This is a genomic window from Psychrobacter sp. CoH-33_TS_01, assembly GCF_058189395.1.
In genome coordinates this window covers 420,438-444,311 of the sequence record NZ_JBVGQI010000002.1, presented here as the reverse complement: position 1 = coordinate 444,311, position 23,874 = coordinate 420,438, and the positions used below count along the sequence as shown (strand labels likewise).

Below are 23,874 nucleotides of genomic sequence, written 5' to 3'. Positions count from 1 at the left end.
TCAGCCTTATTGCGCCTCAAACCATTGCGTAGGCTGCAAGATGAAACGCTCTTTAAATATCATCTCTGCCATCGAGCCATCACCACCTAGCTTGGTGAGATTGGGATAGCGTTGTTTATTAGGATCAGATACACTCCCGGGATTAGTACCTTTCTTTGTACTCTCACCAAAATCTACGCGATTAGTAATGGTAAGTCTATCAGTCAATGAACGAGAGCCTAACACTGTTAATGAAGTACGATTATTTTCATCGACTGGGGCAAATGCTAATTCTTGGATACCTTGCCCTACTGGACTAAAACCTCCTGAACCCGTCTTGGAGGAATCATCTAAGCAAACACCATATGGCAAACAGTATAGCTGCTGCTCTGAGCCACCTACTGTTTGTGCATCACAGGTATTTGCAACAGGATAAAGTAAGTTTGGATCGAAAGCACTAAGGTATAAGAAGCTGTTAGTTACTTTATAGTCACCCATAGCTTTGACATCATTGATACCTTCAAAACCAGCAAAGCGGGTAAGCGGATAATACCAACCTTTCTTTTTAGTACCAACAGGCGCACTTGATAACATAGGGCTAATCAAATTATATTTTTGTTTACATAGGTTTGATGGTGTAGAACCACAGTACTGAGAAATTGGCACTTTAACATCGACAGTTGTTGTCGTTGGTAAGCTTCCTAGCTTTACAAGCTGTGACTCTTGGGTATCCAACACAGTAACTGCTGTATCTGAACCTGTAGCAGGTTTAGACATAATGCTGTCCTTAGTTACATCAGTATCAATAATGCCATAAACACGATTAGCATACCCAAGGCTACGTTGCTTCACTAGTGGAGAACTACGATCACCCGAGGCAATATTAACTAGAGCAAATAGGTTACCCCCTTCATCTTTATAGAAACTCACTACAGGACGGTTATAAAAACGATAGGCTAGTTTTTTATCAGTCATTGGCAAAGATCCAGCACTATCAAGAATACGAACTACTCGGATATTTGCAAACTTCTTGCCTTTTTTATTAGTGAAGTCCGCACGGAATACGTTACCTCCTAAATCAGCGAAATAAAGATGATCGAATAGACCGTCATTGTCTCGATCTAACTTGGTTATCCCACCTACGATACTATGATTTTGCGGGTTGTCCCACTTCCATAATTGTTCACCTGTCTCCGCATCAGCAATATATACTGAACTTCCTTTAGCAGCTTTAGTAGGAATAAAGGTTGGGTCTTCATAAGCCATATCATAACCACCACCAAAGATAATGACATCGTAAGGTTTTTTTGTATCACTAACCTCCTTGTTAAGGCGGCCTATAGTTACTTGATTCCATATTTGCCCAACATTGGCGTAATCTGTTGCATTACCTGTTTTTAAGTTAGTACCCGTATTGGTATGTAATTTTACGATATTATCAGCAGCTACACGTGCAGTGTTTTTAATAGGATCTGCTGTAATCTTAAATAGTACTTTCGGCTTTTCTTTATTCTCTAAATCTAAAGCATAAAGACCATCACCACCCATACGAAAGCCACCATAGGCCGCTATAGGCAAGTAGTTTTCGGTCACACTATCAGCTGCATCTTTACCCGTAGACTTTTTGAAGAGCTTAACTCGCTGGGTAGTAACTCCTTCTTTCTCGACATCTCCATAGTCATAACGAGCATTAACAAGCCACGGAGCATCGATACCAAATTTTAAACTACCCTTACTCTCATAAGCTAATGCTGTAGGCTGAGTCCTAAACATCTCTTGTAGCACTAATGCCCACTTTTCTTCACCAGATTCTGCATCTACTAAATGCAGCGCCCCATCCATTGAACCAAATAATAAGTAATCTTCTCTACCCTCAACATTTACAGTACCATCTGTAGCTACATTAGCACCATAAGACACCAATGTAGGTTTAGAATGAATAATCCCGCCAACTACACGTCTTTCATCCGTTGGCAAATATTTCGTCATATCAAAATTAACTACGCCGATAGTTTCAGTAGAGTTATAGTCAATGTTATAGCCTAAAAAATTCAACAGGATACGCCTGGTCTGAAATTGGCCATAGCTATTACTAGGAAAATCTGGATGATTCTCAAAGGTGGGGCCTAATTTAGCAAACTCAAGCGTAGGTTTATTAGTGTTCCCATCTACTCCCACCTTTATGACACCGCTACTATCTACCCAATTATCTTTAGAATCACGATAGCTCTCTACCCATACATTACGCACACTTGCAGCACTTGTACTGTTAGGGGCTTTTAATTGAGCATAGAAGCCTCCAGAAGTAATCTCATTATTGCCACCTTCTAAAACAGAATCTGACCATAAGTCTATAGCTGCAGGATTAAAATCTACTTTAGGATTAAGCTTATTATTACTATTCAAAAATAATGGTATTTTTGAATCACCTGTTGCTGACCTGCCAACTAAGGTCCCATTTTGCGTTTTATAACGCTTTAAGTTACCTTGCCAAATTTGATTACCACCAACTGTGGACGGCTGTAGCATAGGTAAATAAGCAAATGGTAAACGTGCATTTGATTGATAGGGATCGTCAGGTACGGTGATAGTACCTGACGGTAAGGGCTTGATACCGTCGCCGAAAGATCGAATAAATTTCTGTAGGCTATTTTGAATATCTTCCGCACTCTTTGCTACCGTAAAGCCACCACCACCATACATTTTGTCACTGTTACTAATAGTACCATCAGCTTTATAGTTTTCTTTCATACCCCAATAGCATAGGTTTTTGGCATCTTGAAAGCTGTTACTAATTTTACTACAGTCAATTGTAGTCTCTGCTTTACCCGAACTATTTAGGATAGTCTTTTCGGCCAACTTACCACTACCTTCAAACACACTACCAAGACCGACTGTGGCAGTACGAATATCTTTAGTTCTATCAGTGTAATTTCGGAGAGCTTTTGCATATTGCCCTATGCATTGCCAACCAGAATCAGAACCAGAAGCTGTATTACTATTAGTGATTAATCCATTTAAGCTACAGTTAGTGCTAACTGCGTTGCTAGAATTTAAACTTAAATTCATCATATCTGGAGTTTGTGGATAAAAAGCTGAATTTGGCTCACCATCTGTTAGAAAGAAAACCCCCTTACCATAGCAGACAGCATTATTAGCTGGTATAGGCTCTAAGTATCCAGTGCGCGTGCTATTGGTAGTACTGTTGTCAGAGGCTTTTACCCCACTATGCGGCGTAGAATTATTCTTATAAGTTGTGGTGCCCATCATATAAGCTGCAGCTTCTGCATACGCGTTTGCAGAAGGTGTGTTATTTCCTAAATTCAGCCCTTTAATAGCATTTATTAATCTTTTACGATGCTCCACAGTAAGTTCAGAGGCTGGTACCAATATCTTACCTTGCCATCTTTTTACATCGCTTGTGTTATTAATATTATCATTACCAGAAAACTGTCCTAAGCCAACTAGGTTTTTACTTTCTATACGATAACTTCCATCAGGATTTTGTCCTAAAGATTGAATTAAGGCATCTTTTAAACGACCTAAACGGTCTGGTTGTGCTTCTCTAAACACTTGATCTGTATCGTAGCCTGATGCAACCCATGAGGCATTAGTGTAACGTGCGTTCTTCCATGCTCCTCGCTTACAGCCTGATAAATCATAGCCAATTGTAGAGCCATCTACCGTAACCGTTTTACTTAAAGACGCTTCACTGAAACCATTATTAGTTACATAGTTGGGGTTACTAGCACCATAATATGGTGGTTGCGTTATACAGCTATACTTATAATCAGAATAAATACTATCGACAAATACTTTTCCATTAGACAGTAATACTGTGCCCATAGAACCAGAGATATCTACCATCATCATAATGTTGCCTCCATCTTTAGGGGGTACATATATGGACAAATCACCAATACCGTCTGTCGCACTATTAGCAGGGACAATCGTAGTACTCATAGCAATTAGCGCGAGATATAGTACTTTTTTCTTCATTATTTTCCTAGGCGCCCGCTTTAAAGACGTTATTATTTCTTGATTAAATTCTTGATAAATCATTTTAATCGCTCCTGAGCACCGTAGAATAAAACGCTCATAGGTTGGTTCACTAATTTAGTTAGAAAAAAGACCACCTTTCTGTAACTATTTCTGACTACATAAGTCATCTTTTACTCCCGTGAAAGTAGTATCACCAAATTTTTCACAGTATTTGCTGCTGGCAAAGTTTTCAAGATTTACATCTTCAACTAGCATTTTGGCTGGAATATTGTTCTCTGCCATACAGCTTGCTACGTTATCAGTGGCTGCAGAAGCATCCTTTTTAAAACATTCTTGGACTTTGGCACTGTTAGCATTGCCATACGAAGGCAGTACTGATGTAGTATAAATTCTAAATTGTTGTTGCTTTGCTGTCTTCTCAGCTGAATCTGTGCCTAATGCCATATCACTAAAGGCGCCACCAGCACTGCCTGTTATAGATCTAATTTGTACTTGGGTTATGGTGGTACTGCGTTCAGAAGTATAGTCTGCAAGTAAAGTAGGATCACAATAGCCATTAGTACTACTGGCTAAGACTCCAGTACCTCGACGAATAGTAGCATTAGCAATATTATAAAAGTCTTCGCGGGGTCTATAACAGAAGTCAATAACATCATTATCATTATCGCCTAAGATATAGTAGCCAAAGACTCCGGTAAGACCCATAATTTTTTTATATTGGGTAGAGCTAGGATCATCATTAACAGATTGCTCAAGTTTATTATTTGCACTATCGGATGCCTGCAACAATACCGTATTAATCTGATCACTAGTAGCCAGCTTTAAATTGGTACTACTATTACGTACCGCAATCACGCCGACGACCGTAATCATAATTAAGAATAATAAGACTACGATCAATACTGCCCCACTTTGAGTTGAGGGCAGAGTAAATTGCGATGAAGTACGCTTAAAGCTCATGATCTATTAGTCCTTATTAATACATGCAGTACAAGATTTTATCGACAGTAAACTTAAAAAGCAGTTAAGATCCAGTACTTACCGTAACGCCACTTATACTCATCAGGCGAGCATTGCGAATGAGTACATTAGACTCATACACGCGGCGTAGATATTTGGGGGCATTGGTTTCGGTCTTGAGGGTCTGTGATGTCCCTAATATTGTAAAAGCATTGCCACTCTCTTCAGGACTATTTGCCGTACTGCGGGCTAAGATAGCAAAGCGCACACTGGTAATATAAGGCTTAGTCACTGTGAGAGCTTTATAAGTGGGTACGGTCATATCCGCATACTCATAGCTGGCTACCCCACTAGCGCTCGTCACTAATTGCTGCACGCCAAAACTAATATTGAACTGATCAACATTTTCTATGATAGTAGCCGTCTTATTGCCAGACGTCGCGCCAAAATTAGTTAAGGTAGTGGTAGGGGTGGGAGTAGTAGTGACGGTAATCCGGCCCGCGTCACAAGCTAAATTAAGGTTTTTTCGAGTCCCTGTCGCTGCCGGACCTTCTTTAATGAAATAACGCTCAATAACTCGATCATCTTCATTTATTGTAGCGCCTTCGCAATCATAGAGCTTACCACCCGTCGTATTAGTATATTGAATGGTCAACTGATCACTGGCCACGTTCGTGTTGCTAAGGCCACTACGCTTGGTAAGATAATCAGCATTTAGGCCACCAGTGACAGCAACATTGACATTGGTAGCCGTAGCATCCCCTGCCGTCAGAACCACACCGCCTTTAGCTGTCAAATCGTTTATAGGGACGCCGGCATTGCCTAGATTGGCTAGACGCAACTGTTGGGTAATAGCTTGTACGCCAAAGATAGCCTTATCTTGAATATCGGAGCCACCTGCTTGGATACGATCTACCCGTTGACTGGTAATAAATACTTGAATAACAGCAGCTGAAATAAGGAGGCCTAAAACTAGCGATATCATCAGCTCTACCAAGGTAAAGCCTCTTTGCTTAAAACGGGGACTTTGGATATTTGGATATCGTACTGAGGATACTGGTTTTTTAAGAGCGTTAGATTTTACTTTAGAATTTTCATTGTTGATTAATAAAACATTATTTATTAGAGAATTTTTCATATTAGTAAGCCTCAACTATCACACAAGAGGCATTGATTTTATAAACACCATCAGTGTCGGCACAGTCATCTCCCTCTGTACCAAACTTAGCCTTTGTATCGTTCCAGGCGGCAATCACACACTTGACCTCGGCAAAACCGCTAGTGCCTGGACACTCAGCTATTCCTAGCTTCACGCCATAAGTCGTAGCCGCAGCCTTAGCCGCTAAGGCTTCATTTGTGGCAATCTGCGCAGCCGTACATTTTTTGCTAATACTGCTGCAATCATTCGCCGTACCTCCATTTTTTATTACGTTTTGATAAGTAGCAAGCTGACCCGAATTCGCTCGCATACTTTCAGATAACCCTCTTACCACACTCATCGCTTGAGTACGCATTAAGCTTTCATCAGTAGCTTGGATAGCCCGCATTTGTAGAGCACTAAAACCCAATACAGCAATGGCTAATAGCAATACGGCTACCATCACCTCTACTAGACCTATCCCAGCTTGGTTATGCTTCGTACTCATATGCAGCTTCCTGCGGTTTCGGTAGTGATATTAGCGACAGCATCAACGCTAATTCGCTTAGGGGTAATATTGGTATTGGTATCACAAATAGTATAAGTAACTGAAGTGGCAGGAGATGTCATAACCACTCTCTGGTTCGGTTGGAAAGATAATGTGGTCTGCGTTGTCGGATTAATTTTAATACTGCTAGCGGCCTTGAGTTGATATTGTGCGATTGGGTTACTACTGCTATCTTGTACAGTAATGGACTTATTGGTGTCATTAATAATCACTGAAACATTTAGGCGGCGAATAGCACTTTCAATCTTGGCTTGCTTAAGTGCCGTTGCTAGCATCGATGTGGTGTTATTCACGCGTTGTGCTGCGAGTTGTTGGCTAACGTTGGGAGCCGCCAAACTAACAATGACGCCCATCACAGCTATCGTCACCATTAATTCGATAAGGGTAAAGCCTAGCTGCAAAGATCTAGCCGATTTTGGGCACTTAAGACACTGCGACTCAACCACTATACACATCCACACATTATAATAAATTGCTGTACCAACCTTAGGTTGGACCCCTCACAAACATTGAGCTAACAGCTTCATTAAAGCCATTATTAATCTCTATAACCTAGCAATATTCATTCCATTAGCACTAAGTCATTGCAACGCTCAAGCCCATATCGTTGTTCGATAAAACCAGTTGATTATCTTGTTATTCTATTGAAAATACGTCCACAGCATCTGATGAATATTACTTCTAAAATATAGAGTTAAAATAGCAATCGCCATTATAGCTGCATCTATCTCAAGATAGCACTGAAACAATGTGTATCATAAAATTACCATTACTTACAATCAAGTATACACATTATTGCTGTTATGTCACCTGATTACCGTGAGCTAAAGCATAAGCGGATACATGTAGGCGCTGGTCGGCAGTATGCAAGGTATTAGCGAGTGATTTCAGGCTAGCACCCGTCGTCGCCACATCATCAAATAATAGTAAATTCGCCTTAGGAGGTGGAGAAATCACGCTAAAAGCATCTTCTAAATTAGATAGGCGGTCGGCACGGCTCAATCCTTGCTGACTGAGGGTATCATCGACACGGGCTATGCCTCGCCAAATCGGGATCTGCCAATGTTGGGAGAGGTAGTGCGTCAGAATAGTAACTGGATCAAAACCACGCCGCTGTAATCTAGCGCTAGTCGTTGGCATGGGTACGATGACACTATTTTGCTGATGGCACCCCGTCGGTTTGGGCAACTGGCGTAAAGCGTGAACCAGTACGGGCAGCTTGGTCATATCCTCGTGGTGCTTGAAGGCACTAATAGCTTGGCGAATGGGATAGTCGTAATAGGTGGCGGATTGGACAGTAATGAGTAGCTCTGTAGCCACATCTAAACTAAATGAGGGCGGCAACCAAGCGATCTGCTGATGGCAGGCGTTACAGAGTAAACTTTTGCGGCTTTGGTATTGAGAAAGTTGCGGCTGAGCATTGTGAGACTGGGAACTGTGAGATTGAGAGTTGTGAGAAGGGTTGTGGGTAGGACTGCCTAGCGCGGGCGCTGGCAAGGATAGGGGCTGAGTATGATACCACTGGCAAAGATAGCAGCGTGATCGTAGATGATCTGCGAGCCACATGCCAAATCGGTAAGGTCGCCACCGAGTCACTATACTCCCCTATTTTAATCTATGATTTATAGAGCGTAGGTTGAGGCTATGACTAGCCTCAACCTAAGTACAGCTTTATTAAAATAGTGATCTTATTAGCCCGTTAGGATGGTATTGCCGCAGTATTCTTTACTACAGGCCTTTCCAATCGTTGAGCACCACCCCAAAACCAATACCGGTGTTTTCGTGATTGTAATCAATGATAGATTCACCATAGCCTTGGAATATTTGAATATAGCCATTCATATTATTAGACAAAGGATGGATATAATCTAGCTGTAGTGCGCCCTTATTGGTTTCAGGGTTATAGCGTATCGTGCCACCCAACGTCTTTTTATTTTCAAAGTCATAAAGGAAAGTTACGTCGCCATAGCCCATGAAATCAGTGATATCTGGGTTATCATCGAGCTCTTCTTTACCGTCTGCCGTGACGCGTGCCCATAATCTTGGCACTACCGATAGACGGCCCCACTCCGCTCCTGCCATCAGATATGCTCGGTTCCATGACCGGGATAGATTATCAGACTGACCATTAGAGTGATGCACCGCTCCTGCACCTAGCATACGCAAGCGTCCGCCAAAAGGCAGGTCAGCTGCGACAGGTTGGGTCAAGAAGATTTCTGGCTCATAGTCAGTTGCGCGAAAAGGTCGCGAGTTGTCTTCGTTATAGACCTGCCAATGCGATTGCTGCGTGTAACCAAACCATAGGTCCGCGCTGCTATCGAATAAATCTTCCGCCACTTTAGTTTTCACTGAGATTTGTAGCTTCAGCTCAGGGACGCGCATCTCATTAGGACTGTAGACCTCCTCCTCTCTAGTTGAGGTATCAGGAGAGCGGTTTGGCTTAGCATTAAAATAGAGAGGCAACAGGTACATAGGACGATGCGGCCTTGCCGTCCAAGTACCACGCTCGCTATTTTTGTCCAAGTCATATGCTAAGCTTAGCGGCGTATACTTTTCAATCTCACTTTGCGTTACGCCCACTTCGGCTAAGATTTCTTGGTCGCTTTTCGCCACGCCATTTAACTGCACATTATCTGCCGCTTGCGAATCTACCAATAGCACTTCATCGGCCTCTTCTACCGTATCGGCATCTAGTGGCACGACGTTTTCTGCTAAAACAACCTGTGGATTGCCAGAGATGGTCGACTGAAAAGTCTTGGCTAAATCTAGCGGTTTTTTAACAGTGGCAAAGGTAGGAATCTCGCCGTCACCCGCTACTTTATCGTAGCAAGCTAAGCGGGCAGCATCCGTTTTGACTTGCTGACATTCAAAAAATAACTCTCTTTTGCTGCGGCGTAACGCTTGCTTTTCGTTAGCGCTATACGCTTGACTGGTCTCTCCTAAAGATTCAAATACCTCTGTACCCTCTTCTGCTTGAGCAGAGGTCATGGCCCCCATTGCTAGCGCCACGGCTAACGACAAAGACAATGGAGAGCTTTTAAATAACAGTGAAGAATTGCAGTGCTGACTGCTTAAAGCGTTCATATACTTCCTTAACCTTAACTGACGACATCTGACCAGCGCAAGACCCTTATAGCAGAAGAGACATCCTTTTGCAGGGGCATTAGTCTTTTGATTGAACGAAAATAACGGAGAGATTAGACCGATAGGAAATCAGTCTAAGGGCATTACGGTATACAAATAGATAATACTAGAGAAAGAAGATATTAAGGAGGCTACTTTAGCAGTTTTATGCTTTTATCACTATAGGCAGGCGCAATGAAAAGTAAAAAATTGCTGAGCTCTCGCAAATAAATAAGCAAAGATTTTAGCGCATATTCTTAATTAGCAACCCTAGCGCGTAATTGCCTAAAACTTTATAACGCCCTTAATTATCAACGGCCTATTAAGCCGTACATTTATAAATCAGGGGTTAGAGCAGAGCTAAACTTATGCCAATAACTTTATATGGGGAATAACATGGTATGTGGAATAACATGGTATGTGGAATAATATTATATGAGCAATAAATGACAGCTTGATAAACAGGCGCTATTAATTATTTTTCAGAGCAATGGGCCGGCTTTATTCATACCGCTGCCCTGCCCGCTCTAGCCAACCGTGTTGATGGCGCGCTGCAGGATCATGATGCGTCCAATGCACTACCCCACCTTTAGGGTTAAACTCATACTCGCCATAAAAAGAGACTTCGTCCCCTGCATTCAAATTAGCTATACGCGGCGCTAGGTCAATGTTATGCGCAATTAACAAAGTGAGTTTGCGATTGCTCTCGGTAACCGGTGTTAGCTTAAGCAAAAACTTCTGATGGCGGCTGCCTTCATTGTCATCGGCCAATACTTTGACGACGGTGCCGCAGCCTTTTACTTGCACATCGGAGCGTTGTGCATTAAAGGTCTCGACGATTAAATCATTTTGACACGCCGGTTGTTTAGACGGTTTAGACTTTTTATTATCGGAGTCTGCACTTTTAGCGTCTTCAGCTGACTCTATAACATTGTCCTGCACCTCTTGATTGGACTCGGATGCAGGCGGAGTACAGCCCCCAAATAATAAAACTGAGCCTAACAGGGTCGCTGTTAAGCTCAGTTTTTTTGGCGTTAGCATTGTAGAGACGGGCATAGTTATTTTCAGGGTAAACATGACTTCGCTGCAGCAGGCGGACTAGGTAAGGAGCTAGTTTAATAAGATGGCGATTAACTAGCAATCTTTATCCGCTTATCTTTGTGCCCTGCCCTTTGTCCATTCACCTTTGTTCAGCTACCTCAACTGCATTTTACCTCGCCTCACACCATCAGCGCTGCAACTTCGTCAGCAGGTCTACAAAGTCTTTGCGCTGAGTCTCACCCACTTGCTGACCGACGAGCGTACCGTCTTGATAATATAACAAGGTTGGCGGACCAAACAGTTTATAACGCGCCAAGATGGCTTTTGATTCTGCAGTAGTCTCAGTGATGTCTAGCTTAACCACTTGCCAGCCCGACAACTCTGCAGGCGGTTGCGCAAATAAGTTTTTATCCATGATGCGACATTCGATACACCAGTCTGCGGTCACATCAATCAACACATTCGGCTGGCTCGCCACAATAGCATCGAGCTCAGCCAAGGTATTAATACGTTGAGTCGGTGTAGCAGTAGTAGTCGCTGCTACAGGTTGCGAGCTAACACTTTGCGAGGACTGACTATTAAGCGAAGCCAATGGCGCTAAACTGTCTGTATTGCCTAGGGCACCACCAACGATGAGTACGGTCGCCCACACGCCTGCCACTAACCCCAAAGCACGAGTTAAGACTTGACCACCCCGGTCCCACTGCCATGCCCAGACTGCCACGACCATAAACCATAGCGCCCAAACTAGCAGCATAAGCGCTGAGATAAATACGCGCTCGACCAACAGTAAAGCGACTGCGAATAGCATTAGCGCAAAGCCTTGCTTCACCCAGTTCATCCACATACCGGCTTTCGGCATGATACTGCCTTGGGTCGCGCCCAATAGAATAAGTGGTGCTGACAGACCAAAGCCCAGCATAAATAAGGCACCAAAGCCTAAGAGTGGATTACCAATCGTGGATACCGCCAGTAAGGCACCAAATAAAGGGGCTGAAACACAAGGGGATACCACTAGCGCTGATAAGAAACCTGCGATGAGACTGCCGCCGGCACTGCCGAGCTTACTGCTGCCTGCATCGTTAAACTTAGTCAGCTTATTGCTAATTGAGGCCGGTAACCGCAGCGGCACCAGCTCCAACATATACAGCGCTAACAACACAAATATAGCTGCAAAAGTAAGCAAGATAACCGGATTTTGTAGCCAGCCAATGATATTTAACGACTGACCAAATACTGCAATCAGTGCCCCTAAAATACCGTAAGCAATAGCGACACCTAAGGCATAACTACTGGTTAAGATCACGGCTTTTTTAGGGGTAGGATCTTTCTGGTTACCGACGATATTGGCCACGATAGGCAGCATAGGGAGCACACAAGGAGTAAATGCCAAGCCTAACCCTGCTAAGAATAAAATGCCCAAGGCTAACCAGGGGTGCGTGCCCAAACCAAATGGGTCAGCGTCCACCAATGCCGGCGTGTTTTCCGCATCTGCATTGCCTGTCGTCGTAGCATTTACAGCCGTAGCTAAAGCGGGATCGGTGCTGTCTAAAGCGTCTACAGTGCCGTCATCTAGCACGGCCGCATCCGTTACCTCTCCTGCCTCAGTAATAGGATTGCCATTTTCATCTAACGCTACGACTTCTTCCACTAAAGGTGCGTCTGTCGTTACCGTAGAATCTGACGAATCGTTCGCTGTGGCCACTTCTGTTTGCGGAGCAGCGGCTACAGGCGTTTGCGTGGTAGCTTTCGCTGTATCCGCTGCTGGCTCTTCCTTGGGAGCCACCACTGGCGCAGCGGCTACCGTTTTAGGCGTTGTCTTAACTACAGCAGGCTTTTCTTTGGCCGTTGGGGCAACTGCCGCCGCAGGTTTTGCTGGCACGCCCAAGGTGACGGTCGTCGCTACTTTTTCAGGGGGATAGCACAAACCTGCTTTAGCACACCCTTGCCACCCGACACTGACTGCCGCATTATTTATGGCTGCCCCACTCGTATTGGTTAGCGTTGTGGTAGCCGTCACCGCTTTTTGATCGAACACAGGCACACGGCCAAACTGCGGATCGTCGATGGACTGCGGGCTTTGATTAAAACTAAATGGTGTGGCCGTCACTCCTTTCGGGAGCGTCAGTTTAATTTTGTCTTTATAAACATAATGGCCGGGAGTAATGTCAAATTGTACCGATAAGGTCGCGTCTGACCCCTTGGCCTTGGTACTGGCAGAGACATTAAAGGCCTGAGTGACTGGCAAAAATTTATCTTGTTGACTGCTGGCTGAGTTACTAAATAAATCGCCTAAACCTTCACTATTTGCCGTCATTGGCACTAGGGTGCTGGCAAAAAAAACGAGCGCAAAAGCCGGAATAAATTTGACCATAAGGATAACTACCGTTTACTGGATAAGGATGTGTTGCGAGGTAGACGGTTCACTTTTGATAAAAAGCGGACGGGCTACCTTAAAGAAGGTGACGGACTGAATTACTACTTAATAACTACTGGTTAATAGCTATTGGCTAACTAATGTTGGGTTACTAGGATTAATTTACTAAGGTTGCCCTACTAATGGCTACGGGCGAAACTAATGAGTGCAGTGAAGACTCAAATCCGCTAAAGATTGCGGCGTCGATTTTAGTACAACTAATTTAATGCAACTGGATACAAACAAATCGGCTTTGCTACCTACTCTATGGGTTAGCAAATTAACCGTAAAATAGGAGGCAAAGCCGATGAGTGGATGACTGACTATTACTATCGAGGCCATTATTGAGACTCGAGATGCTAACTACCGCGCATAAAATAGTTTTGGTAGTTACTGCTAACGGGCCCTACTGCTTGGCGTAAATATCCGCGTCTAGCCCTTCACCACCCTGCTGAGCATCGGCACCTAATGAAAATAAGTCATAAGGCTTGCCTTCGCTGCCCGGCGCCACATATTGCAGCTCGTTTTCCCAACCATCAGTAGGATAACCGCCTTTAATATAGCCCCCTTCTGGATAGTTTTTGGCCTCAGCGGGTGGCGTGCTTAGCGCCTCTAGCCCTTGTGCCGTACTGGGATAACGTGAGTTATCTACTTTGTACATATCCAAAGCATTAGAGACGGTGGCCAGCGCTGTTTCTGTAGTCTTGACGCGAGCTTTATCACTTTGACCCACGACTTTTGGCACGACCAAGCCGGCCAGAATAGCCAAAATGACGATAACGACCATAATTTCGATAAGCGTAAAGCCTGACTGCTGCGCACGGCGCCCTGCCATAGTAACGGACTTGACGCTAAGGCTGGCATCAGTAGAACGAGTAGTAGAGACGTCTTGTTTAGGGTTAGGCTGCGCAATGGTACGTGAACTCATAAACGATTACTCTTAATAGGATAAGGATAAAAATTGTCTGATGGCAAAGTGTTTAATGGTCATAGGCAGTCTATTAACAATAGCTTCTCTAATCACTATCAAGACTAGTTACTATCAAGCTCCGGCTATCATAACGAAGCTCATAGAGTAATCATAGAGTTAGTCATAATACTACTGCTAACTCAACAATCTATAACCATTGGGATAAACTTAAGTAAGCTCAGTGATTTTAAAGAAAAGTTAAATAAACGCTTAGACTCATGAAGTAAATTTTACAAATAAGATAAAGGCATTCTAGCCTGCTAAATCATTCATATTGACGATAGGCAACATCACTGCCATCACAATAATCATGACGATGACCCCCATCAAAACCAACATCAAGGGCTCTAATAAGGACAATAAAGCGCTAATAAAATTGGTGGCCTCGGCTTCTTGCATACTCGCAGCGCGGCTTAACATATTATCAAGTTCACCCGAGTTTTCGCCACTCTTAATCATTTGCACCATCATCGGGGGAAAATAGTTGGAGCGCTGCAGTTGGCTCGATAAGCTGGCACCTTCCGTGACTTTATCCGCTGCTTGCATGATAGTTTTTTGAATATGCACGTTGGTGGTCACCGCAGCACCAATACGTAAGGCTTCAATGAGCGGCACACCCGAGCGTACCAAAATAGACAGGGTGCTGGCAAATCTTGCGGCATTCAATGAGCGCGATAAGCTAGCTAAAATAGGCAGCTTAAGCACCAGGCTATCGACCGCGAGCGTGCCTGCTGGGGTTTTAGCAAAACGGTATAGTAATACTGCGCCACCACTCAACACCAAGAGCATCAACCACCACCATTGCGTGATGAGGTTAGACATCCCGAGCACCACTTGGGTAATCCAAGGTAGGGCTTGTTCAGACTGCTCAAACACCTTCACAATCTTGGGTACGACGTAACTCATTAGCCCCATCACAATCGTGACGGCCATAAGCATCAACACGATGGGATAGATCATCGCCCCTTGGATTTTCTTTTGTAATGCAAAGCGGTTTTCGGTGTAATCGGCCAGCTGATTGAGGATAAGGTCCAAGTGCCCTGACTTCTCGCCTGCAGCAATGGTAGCCACGTAAAGAGGCGGAAAGCTCGCGGCCTGCTTCAATGCATTAGCCAAGCTAAAGCCTTCTAACACGAGCGAGCGCACCGCTAATAATAGCGATTTAATATGAGTTTTGGGAGATTGTTTAGCGACGGCGGCTAAGGCTTCTTCTAAAGGAATGGCCGCCGCCAATAACACCGACAGTTGCCGTGTCATCAAGGCCAGCTCATAGGCGGAGGGTTTTTTGAAGCGGTTGTCTTTGCGCGTACCACTGGCATCTTGTACCGCCATGACTTCGACTGGCAACCAAGATTTATCACGCAGCTGCTGACGAATTTGCCGAGCTGAATCGCCTTCTAGTAGGCCTTTTTGTACGCCGCCTTTTTGGTCTAATGCTTTGAAATGATAGGCCGGCATGACAGGCAATCCCTATAAAGAGGTCATAGAAATAAAAGGTGATGATGCGGAGTAGAGTCCATTTTACCCAACATACTATACAGCTTGCCGCGCCCTATTTTATATCTTTATTATGACTGTTGCAGTTTATTGCTAGGCCACAGGAACAAGCTACTAGTTAGGTCTTGGCTAAGATATTGATTATTATTAGCAAACGTATTTTATGAGCGCGTTATGAGCCTCTTATAAGGTCAGCAAGTCACCGCCTCTACCTTAACTTGCCCACCTTAACTTGCCTACCTTAATTTGCCTATCCTAATTTACCTAGCTTACTGAGCGCTACGAAGCAGGAAAGCCATTGTCCACAGCAGATTCGGGCATCACGCCTTGTAGCAATAACATATCTAAATGACGCAGCTGCAATTTTTTATCGAAATCATTAACTTCAGCAATGAGCATTTTTTCAATACGTTTATCGGTAGCATAATAGCTTAGGCGGGCACAGACGATGGCCAACTGATAAATGCGCTTCTTACAATAACCATCTAAAGCTTGCAGCAGTCTGACCATATTAGGGGTCTCTAGACTGGCATACTGGTAGCCGGGAATGATGTTTGTGGGCAAAGGCGTCACGCCATAAGTGATGGAGAGATGCGCACAGAAATAGCAGCAGAATAGATAGCCGACCACGTGGCCAATATAGTAGCTGCGATCATAAGTATAGCTCATGACCCCGAAATGCGCTAAAACATAGCTGTTCAAACTGCCCTGATCCGCGATGGGTATATCATTGCGTAACCGCCCCACGGTTGGCAGACAGAGAGAGTTGCGGCCTTGCGTGGTGATTTGCCACCCTGCAGGGCTTTGCGCAGGCATATGGCGGATAATGTCTTCAATAATATCATCGACGATGTGCAACTGTTGCCATAACTTGCGAATGGCATCCGACTCCGCGACTCCGCGTTTGTCCAACTCTTTAGACATCTGATAATGCTGATATTCTGCAAACTGCGCCTTTAAACTCTGCACCAAATAGGTCGGCCGCGAGTAAATGGAGGCCATATACAATTTGCGGGTACGCTCCAGTTGGTTTTGATACAGCGCTAGTCTTTGCTCAGAAGTTTTTTGATTGTTGGCACCATCGTTTAACGTCTGCACCGGCAAAGCGGGTACAGTAAACAAAGCCAACAAGTCGGCTTTACTAAGGGCAGTATTTTCAGCCACGACCTCAGAGGCACTCGCTGTAGTCTTTGTCACTTCTGCCTCAGCTGTCGCCGCACTTTTGCGCTGGATGGTCACCGATAGCTTGGACATATAATCCTCCGATTGACACGGCCTGTAGCTGTTTTACAGCAGACCTTATCAACTATTTGCTGGGATAGCGTTTCCACTTGAAAAACGTATTTGCATGAATATGAGTATGATACACTTTTTGCGCCGCTGCAGTCATGGGCAAAGCTGTGAACGAGTGAGCCGACTTAAGAGATATCACTATTATAAATTCTGATTATAAAGCCTGGCTGAGCTACCGCATTATTCTATAACCGCCTTTAAAAGGGCATCATAAAAAAACGCGACGACAGTATTGCTATCATCACGTCTATTTTTTCATTGAGGTTATTTTGCCTAGGCTACCTTTTGCTATCTTATTCATAACCCATCTTGTTCATAACTTATCTTGTTCATAACTTGTTTTGTTAATTACTCGTCGCTGGCAATCACTATAGTGCCATCAGTCTTCTGAGTGCGTTAACGTCTCTAAGCCAGCTGGCTCATCTTGCTGGGCTTGATGCTGCTGGAAATTTTGACGGTAAGCTCGAGGCGATAGACCATACACCCGCTTAAAGGCCTGGCTAAAAGTAGAATCTGAAGCATAACCGACCAATTCACTAATCCGGCTAATGCTGTTTTGTTGCAAACGCAAATAACGCGCAGCCAACCGTAAGCGATAGTCAATCAGATAGGTCAGCGGCGGTACTCCCACCACTTGTTTAAAGCGTTCTGCAAAACTGGAGCGAGACATCCCCGCGACTTCGGCAAGCTTATGAATTGTCCAGTTTTCATTAGGCGCATCGTGCATGACGGCCAAGGCTTTGGCCAAATACGGGTCTTTGACCGCCATTAACCAACTGTCAGTTGCTTCAGGCAATTGCTCGATATGCGCCCGCAAACACTCAATCATCAAAATACTCGCCAAATGATTCACAGTCGCAGTCTTACCGATTTGATGCTCTGTCTCGACCCGCAATACTTGACAACTGCACTCTACCGTCTTGACCCGACTGGGCGAGCTACTCTCCGCATCCGGTAAAATAGTAGGGAGGGCCGTCAATAAGGGCCGAGTAATCTCTCTATCGTACCGACACTCGATTAACACGATGGACGCAGTTTCTGGATGACCTGGATTGATCACAAATGAGCCGTTTTCCCCTGGTTGGCGGGTTAAGTCTAACGGGCTAGCGGCTTTATTAGCAGACCCTGGCTCATAGCAAACATGCTGATAAGAGTCAGGTATCATAATCATATCACCACGGTGAATCTGCCGTGATATGCCATTGACGGCTATCGTAAAAGAGCCCGACTCGACTAAATAAAATAAGATGGTATCTTGCTTGGTAAGCGTATACGACCATTGACCACAAGCCTGCAGGCGATAATACTTGCTGTCATATAAGTGTACATTTTCTAGCAGCCTACTGAGCGTGTCCATCGGTAACATCCTTAACGACTAGCAAAACAACCCAACATTCTAACGGGCAGCGCGTGCCATGGCTGCAGCAGTAAAATATTTTTCAAAGCTGGCTTAATTCATAAACTGGTCTCTTTATAGCGCTCTTGTTATAAGTATTCGGCGAGTGCTAGGAAGTAAAGCCCGTGCTGCAATTTACAGTCGGTGTTTTATCTTAGAGATAGGCTATCAATATAAGGAAGCTTGGGTTTATAAAATCAGTAAATAAAATAGAGCTTGGAGTAGCGGTAGGTATGCAAAAGAAAGTGATCAATACTACTTCGCGAAAACCTAACTATAGGGGTATAACTTTTACTGAGGCGAGACTCTACTCTGATATTCAGCGCTATCATATCAATTATGAATAGAATTATATAGTTAGCTTAGAGATTAGCCAATAATAATTATCTTATTCTGCTGGGTCGCGGCTATTAGACCCACAGTCCATCCTTGAAATAACTACTATAATAACTGCTATTAAGAAGACTGCAAACTGCAAACTAAGTCATCACCACGACTGTGAACTTCTACTATACCGTAAAATTATAATTTTGCGTGGTTTTATGATATGCGAAAATTAGTAAAAGGAAACGACAAAAAAAGCGTGACTAAGGGTAGCCAAGCTTGAAAATATATATCAGGTAAATCAAGTATAGAGAAAGGAATAAAAAATGGGGCGACTGATGGGACTCGAACCCACGACAACCGAGATCACAACCCGGGGCTCTACCAACTGAGCTACAACCGCCATAGTGTTACCTAAGAAATAGGTATGACTGCAGGCTAAATGGTGCGCCTGGCAGGATTCGAACCTGCGACCACCTCCTTAGAAGGGAGATGCTCTATCCAGCTGAGCTACAGGCGCTCTTATAGGGCTTCTTATATATAAATTCTAACCAGTAGAATAATCATTATACATAAAAAAAAGCCTGTAAGGCTCTAAAAAAATGGTCGGAGTGATAGGATTCGAACCTACGACCCTCTGGTCCCAAACCAGATGCGCTACCAAACTGCGCCACACTCCGAATTCGCCATCGATGTATAAAGTAACTTACTTGGTAAATTTAATCACTAAGTTTCGTTCAGCAACATCGCTATCGAGGTGCACATATTAGAGCGGATTCACGATTGTGTCAACCCTTATTTTAAAATAAATCATAATATTTATTGTGATTAAAAATAATGACCTCGCCCCTATCTACAGCAAACGGAACCAGCCAAATTTCTAAGTCTGCTATGCCCTTTGCGGAGAGGCCGTTAGCGCTAATAGTAGCTGCGCTAGTATTCATAGTCATATGAGGGGTCAGTTTACTGGGCGCTATATCTTCACAGCCCTGCGTCGGATAGACCAGCCAAACTTTGCGGACTTGATAAGCTTGCGCGTAGGCAGCCAGTTGGTAAGCATCGCTGGCACTAATATCGCGACTACTACGGATATTTTTCCATTTCATATCAATGATGTGGCTAGGCTGCTGCTGATAACTCACATATAAGTCTGGCACTGCTGTCACGCTTGGCATACCCGCTTCATCCACCAACCAAGTCCGCTGCGGTTGTGCTTGCATCTGATAATTAGGGTCACGCTCGTGAAACTGCTCAGCTAAGACGATACTGGCCCAAGCCTCAAAAGCATGGTGCATGTTAATAAATAAACTCAGCTGTAAATGTTCGAGGCTATTAGCAAACGGAGTATTTGCAGCATTGTGAATACCGACACCTGCAGAGTGCGCGGCTGTATTGGCGCTCAATAACCAATGGGCCAATGCTAACAGCTGCTGCCCTACTTGTTTTTGGGACGGTGCAATAGGTGCTTTAGTAATTTCAGTGGCCGCTTGCTGATAGCTCTCCGCCAATCGGTGCCGCTCTTGCGCGGTCAACCCTGCAATAGCCTGCCACTGACCTTGTAAATGATGCGCTTGTGCTCGTAGTGTCTGCATAAGTGCGGGTGCTGGGTCGACCGCCACTAGTATAGCGGCGGATTTTAGCTCTAAGCCCTGAGATAAACTCGCCCCATACACCAGCTCGGTGACCAACTGCCAAGCTTGCTTGATAAAGCGATTACTCAGCGTCATTTGCGCCAATTGCGTGACTTCACTATAGAAACGGTGGGGCTGCTGAGCATTGTACTGTAGCTGCTGTTTGATCAGCAGTTTCCCTTGCAGGCTGCTGCTATTTTGTTCTTGGGTATTATATTGTTTTAGCAGTTTGTACTGCGCCAATAACGCCATAAACTCTGCTAGCAGCCACTCTGATAAAGGCAAGGTCGTCGGTAAGGTGGTTTGCAGTTGCGGGGTTAATTGGCTAAGGTGTTTAGGGCGTAGCTTAGCAGAATTAGTACGATTAATAGTGCTCAGCATACGTTGTACCCAAGCACGGGTGGTCTGCAGGTGCTGATTGTCTACTGCCGGCGAGTTTCGCATTGCTGGTGGCGCTTGCGAATACGGTTGGGCGATCTTAGGTAAGATTTCTAACAATGTGCCGCTGGGCAGGCGTACTACCCCAATATATTGGCGGACGCTCAAACACCATTGTCCCTGCTTGCGACTTGGGGTAAACACTGCGAAGTCCTGCTCGAGCAACCAAGTAAAATCGCTCGTCACAGGAAAATCGTCAGCCCTTAACACTTGGTGCTCATACACGGTAAGGATAGCGGCTCTAGCTGTCATGTGAATACCACCCCATTACCTCTCTTCTTATCGCTCTATGGGCCTGCAGCCCCTATTTTTACTTTGGTTATTTTTACGTCGCCTATCAGCGCAATCCGCCACTTCTGGTTAGGGATAAAGACGCTGATAAGGTAGCGCTGTCTGAAATATCCCGTTCATGCTAATAAAATCGGGGTTTAGCCAAAACCCCGCTCGTATACCCATAGTGCCCATAGGAGAAGATAACCCTGCTGAAGTTACGGTAGGGTTGCTATGAGCAGCGTGCCTATCAGATAGATTTTGGCTAGGGCTAGCCTGAATAAACTGCTGCTCGGAGCTAGCTTGCGAGTCATTAAACAAATACCGCAGCGTTTCCACTTGGCTACCAGTCGCTTGTGCCAATTGCGGTACAATCTGCTGCACCAACACTTGTTGCAACTGGGCTAAGTCCGTGACGCCCATAAAATAAGCGTGCCCTAATTGGCTGTCTTGGCCCAACACTTGGCATAGGCGTAAATTCAGCCCCGCTAAGATACGACCAACCTCAATCTTCTCCACCGCTTTTCCATTGTCATCCCCGTTCCCGCCCCCAACGATTATGCTAAGCACCGGCAACAGCTCAGGTTTAGGAGGACAATCGATAAAGTGAAAGCGTCGTCTAAACGCAGTATCCAAAGCCAGTAATGAGTGATCTTGCACGTTCATCGTGGCGTAAATATCGACGTTGCTCGGCACACTAAAAACTTTATTGGAATAGGCTAAGGTCACCTGCATGGCATCGGCTTGACCCGCGCGTTTGCTCGGCTCAATCAGGCTCATCAGCTCCCCAAACACGCGCGCCACATTGGCGCGATTAATCTCATCAATCAGCATGGCATAGCGATGCTCAGGGTCTTGCATAGCCCTTTGACACAGCCTCAAAAAAGCACCGGGCTGGATTTGATAGCTCATTTGCCCTTGCCCACCGACAGCAGGGCGAATGCCTTCGACAAACTCTTCGTAACCGTAGGCTTGATGAAAGCTGACGAAGCTGGTGCGAGAGATAACTTGCGCAGCTGTATTGGTTGCGGTAGTGGAGACTGATTTATAAAGACTTAGCAACTCTTGTAAATTTTCGCTCAGCTCTGCTTTACTGTCTTCCAATAGATACCAAGCTTTATCACTAGTTTGGTCAAAATAGGACTGGCCAGCACGATTACCGCCTTTAAAATCTACGGTCGTAGAGTCAGTCGCACTGTAAGGAAGCAGGACTCCCCAAATTGTTTGTACTATATTTTCAGTACGGCCATTAGCGTTGGCCTTTTTTTGCAGCAGCGTATGCGCCGCTATTTCTGCGACTTTCAATGCTCGGTTTTCTAGTAATAGGACGGCACAAACTACTTCTCGCCAACTAGTCTGTTTGAGCAAAGCCTCAAATAGCGACGGCTGTAATGTTTCTAGCGGCTCATCATAAAGCCGTTGTAACTGTTGCAACTGGTGCGTCTTACCCGTGCCCGCTACCCCGGTGAAAATGACGTTAGTAGTAACAGTGGGTAACACGGTAAAGTCAGGACAGCTGTCTTGAGAAACGGTAGCTAAGGAAGGGCTCATGAAGAATAAACAGCCTCACCACTGACGATGGGTAGGCCCGCTGCTTTAGCTTGGCGAGTGCCGCCACTTAATACCACCACTTCCAATTCAGGCTGCAGCTCAGCCAGTAATGCAGCTGCACGTGGCGCTTTGCTACCGCCACCACATAAGACGTATAACGGCCCCGTGACGTCCGCTAGCATCTCAGTGGCAAACCCTGCCTCCACTGGACGGCTTACCGCACCCTCTAAATGCCCTTCAAGATACGCGCTAGTATCGCGGACATCCCAGATATTAGCCTGCTGTAAAGGGATAGACTGGCGGCTTAACTCGTCTGCCAATTCAGTAACCGGTAACTCACGACTTAGGCCCATAAGACCCTCCTTACATAAAATAATGTCTACTAAATAAATGGCCTATATAGGCTAACATAGCGGCTTGCTTTAGCCTTGATGCCGCTACTTTTGATAGGACTAAATGCTCATTTGACCACATAAATGTGTGAACGTGCTGGCGGATATATCGTTAGACTTTGTTAGAGCATTTTAAGATAATACCATTAGTTTACCCACTGGCCGTGCCCTTTGGTATTGCGCCGCTATGTTGCCAGACCTTGGCGACAGAGGATTGATAAGGAAGAACCATGCTAGGACTGATTAATAAATTACCGAGCAAATTGACGACGACTTTAACGGAAAGTGCTGCCCCTACTTATCAGGCGCCAACCACTACTTTAAAGCCCATCAATAATCAATTTACCAAAATCCTTAACGTCACCAAATACCTGCCTGCTGGTGTGCGCTCGTCGGTACTCTCAAAGGCTTTTGGCAAAATCGTCCCGTTCGTCGGTACTGCGGGGATTTATTATGAAACGGTGCAGCCCAACCAAGTGGTCGTCAGTCTTGAGAATAATAAATCAGTGCAAAACCATATTGGTTCTGTCCATGCCGTCGCGGTTACTTTATTAGCAGAAACGGCCACTGGCTTTATTTTAGGCTTAAACCTGCCTTCTGACCGAGTATTATTGGTCAAGTCGTATCAGATTAACTTTTATCGTCCCCTAAAAAAGGGCCAAGTCGCGGCTATCGCTACTTTGAGCGATGAGCAACGCCAGCATATCTTAGACACCCCAAAAGGGGAGATGGTGATTCCTTGTGTCATCGATGACCGAGAGTCGGATAGCGATCGCGACCCTATCACCGTGGATATGATTTGGGCTTGGGTACCAAAAGCTGAGCTAGAAGCTCGCCGCGCCGGCAAGACCGAGCCATCTAAAGACTAACAGCACCTTATAAGCT

Annotated in this window: 17 protein-coding genes and 3 tRNA genes; 1 reads left to right on the top strand and 19 read right to left on the bottom strand. The window is 44.8% G+C overall.

Translation table 11 applies throughout. From position 1 onward, the window contains the following. Window positions 1–6: 6 nt before the first annotated feature. The 19 genes from ACZ2XM_RS04970 to ACZ2XM_RS04880 all read right to left on the bottom strand — a co-directional run bounded on the left by ACZ2XM_RS04970 (window position 7) and on the right by ACZ2XM_RS04880 (window position 22,950). Entirely contained in the window at window positions 7–4,041 is a 4,035-nt protein-coding gene (locus ACZ2XM_RS04970; protein ID WP_490587267.1) for a pilus assembly protein, read from the bottom strand. A gap of 84 nt (window positions 4,042–4,125) precedes the next feature. Further along, window positions 4,126–4,941, bottom strand: coding sequence for a pilus assembly PilX family protein (locus tag ACZ2XM_RS04965; RefSeq protein ID WP_490587266.1), 816 nt, complete (start codon window positions 4,939–4,941; stop codon window positions 4,126–4,128). 64 nt (window positions 4,942–5,005) lie between these two features. Beyond that, window positions 5,006–6,079, bottom strand: a complete 1,074-nt coding sequence (locus ACZ2XM_RS04960; RefSeq protein WP_490587265.1) for a PilW family protein — start codon at window positions 6,077–6,079, stop codon at window positions 5,006–5,008. A gap of 1 nt (window position 6,080) precedes the next feature. Then, a complete protein-coding gene (pilV, locus tag ACZ2XM_RS04955) occupies window positions 6,081–6,587 on the bottom strand; it encodes a type IV pilus modification protein PilV (RefSeq protein ID WP_490587264.1) in 507 nt (168 codons plus the stop codon). After that, window positions 6,584–7,048: a prepilin-type N-terminal cleavage/methylation domain-containing protein gene (locus tag ACZ2XM_RS04950; protein ID WP_490587263.1), complete on the bottom strand. Its 465-nt coding sequence runs from the start codon at window positions 7,046–7,048 to the stop codon at window positions 6,584–6,586. Before ACZ2XM_RS04950 ends, pilV begins: the two co-directional genes overlap by 4 nt. Before the next feature lie 400 nt (window positions 7,049–7,448). Further along, on the bottom strand, window positions 7,449–8,213 hold the full coding sequence (locus ACZ2XM_RS04945) for a ComF family protein (RefSeq protein ID WP_490587262.1): 765 nt from the start codon (window positions 8,211–8,213) through the stop codon (window positions 7,449–7,451). 162 nt (window positions 8,214–8,375) lie between these two features. Beyond that, the gene (locus tag ACZ2XM_RS04940; RefSeq protein ID WP_490587261.1) at window positions 8,376–9,731 is read right to left on the bottom strand and encodes a phospholipase A; all 1,356 of its coding nucleotides are present in this window, start codon (window positions 9,729–9,731) and stop codon (window positions 8,376–8,378) included. Between the two features lie 540 nt (window positions 9,732–10,271). Beyond that, window positions 10,272–10,826, bottom strand: a complete 555-nt coding sequence (locus ACZ2XM_RS04935) for a DUF3465 domain-containing protein (protein ID WP_490587260.1) — start codon at window positions 10,824–10,826, stop codon at window positions 10,272–10,274. 172 nt (window positions 10,827–10,998) lie between these two features. Further along, entirely contained in the window at window positions 10,999–13,185 is a 2,187-nt protein-coding gene (locus tag ACZ2XM_RS04930; RefSeq protein ID WP_490587259.1) for a cytochrome c biogenesis protein CcdA, read from the bottom strand. Between the two features lie 448 nt (window positions 13,186–13,633). Then, a complete protein-coding gene (gspG, locus tag ACZ2XM_RS04925; protein ID WP_490587460.1) occupies window positions 13,634–14,062 on the bottom strand; it encodes a type II secretion system major pseudopilin GspG in 429 nt (142 codons plus the stop codon). A gap of 387 nt (window positions 14,063–14,449) precedes the next feature. Beyond that, window positions 14,450–15,655 carry a type II secretion system inner membrane protein GspF gene (gene gspF, locus ACZ2XM_RS04920; protein ID WP_490587258.1) on the bottom strand — a complete coding sequence of 402 codons (1,206 nt, stop codon included), beginning with the start codon at window positions 15,653–15,655 and terminating at the stop codon, window positions 14,450–14,452. A 318-nt stretch (window positions 15,656–15,973) separates the two neighbouring features. After that, window positions 15,974–16,948 carry a hypothetical protein gene (locus tag ACZ2XM_RS04915; RefSeq protein ID WP_490587257.1) on the bottom strand — a complete coding sequence of 325 codons (975 nt, stop codon included), beginning with the start codon at window positions 16,946–16,948 and terminating at the stop codon, window positions 15,974–15,976. A 418-nt stretch (window positions 16,949–17,366) separates the two neighbouring features. Then, a complete protein-coding gene (locus ACZ2XM_RS04910) occupies window positions 17,367–18,344 on the bottom strand; it encodes an AraC family transcriptional regulator (RefSeq protein ID WP_490587256.1) in 978 nt (325 codons plus the stop codon). A 690-nt stretch (window positions 18,345–19,034) separates the two neighbouring features. After that, window positions 19,035–19,110, bottom strand: a tRNA-His gene (locus tag ACZ2XM_RS04905). A 40-nt stretch (window positions 19,111–19,150) separates the two neighbouring features. Then, window positions 19,151–19,227, bottom strand: a tRNA-Arg gene (locus ACZ2XM_RS04900). An 83-nt stretch (window positions 19,228–19,310) separates the two neighbouring features. Next, window positions 19,311–19,387, bottom strand: a tRNA-Pro gene (locus ACZ2XM_RS04895). Between the two features lie 120 nt (window positions 19,388–19,507). After that, on the bottom strand, window positions 19,508–21,028 hold the full coding sequence (locus ACZ2XM_RS04890) for a 5-methylcytosine restriction system specificity protein McrC (protein ID WP_490587255.1): 1,521 nt from the start codon (window positions 21,026–21,028) through the stop codon (window positions 19,508–19,510). 108 nt (window positions 21,029–21,136) lie between these two features. Then, the gene (locus tag ACZ2XM_RS04885; protein WP_490587254.1) at window positions 21,137–22,597 is read right to left on the bottom strand and encodes an McrB family protein; all 1,461 of its coding nucleotides are present in this window, start codon (window positions 22,595–22,597) and stop codon (window positions 21,137–21,139) included. Next, window positions 22,594–22,950 (bottom strand): rhodanese-like domain-containing protein, encoded by a 357-nt coding sequence (locus ACZ2XM_RS04880; protein ID WP_490587253.1) that lies wholly within the window; start codon window positions 22,948–22,950, stop codon window positions 22,594–22,596. Before ACZ2XM_RS04880 ends, ACZ2XM_RS04885 begins: the two co-directional genes overlap by 4 nt. Before the next feature lie 269 nt (window positions 22,951–23,219). Between ACZ2XM_RS04880 and ACZ2XM_RS04875 the strand changes: the two genes are divergently transcribed. Next, window positions 23,220–23,858: a DUF4442 domain-containing protein gene (locus tag ACZ2XM_RS04875; protein ID WP_490587252.1), complete on the top strand. Its 639-nt coding sequence runs from the start codon at window positions 23,220–23,222 to the stop codon at window positions 23,856–23,858. Window positions 23,859–23,874 lie beyond the last annotated feature (16 nt).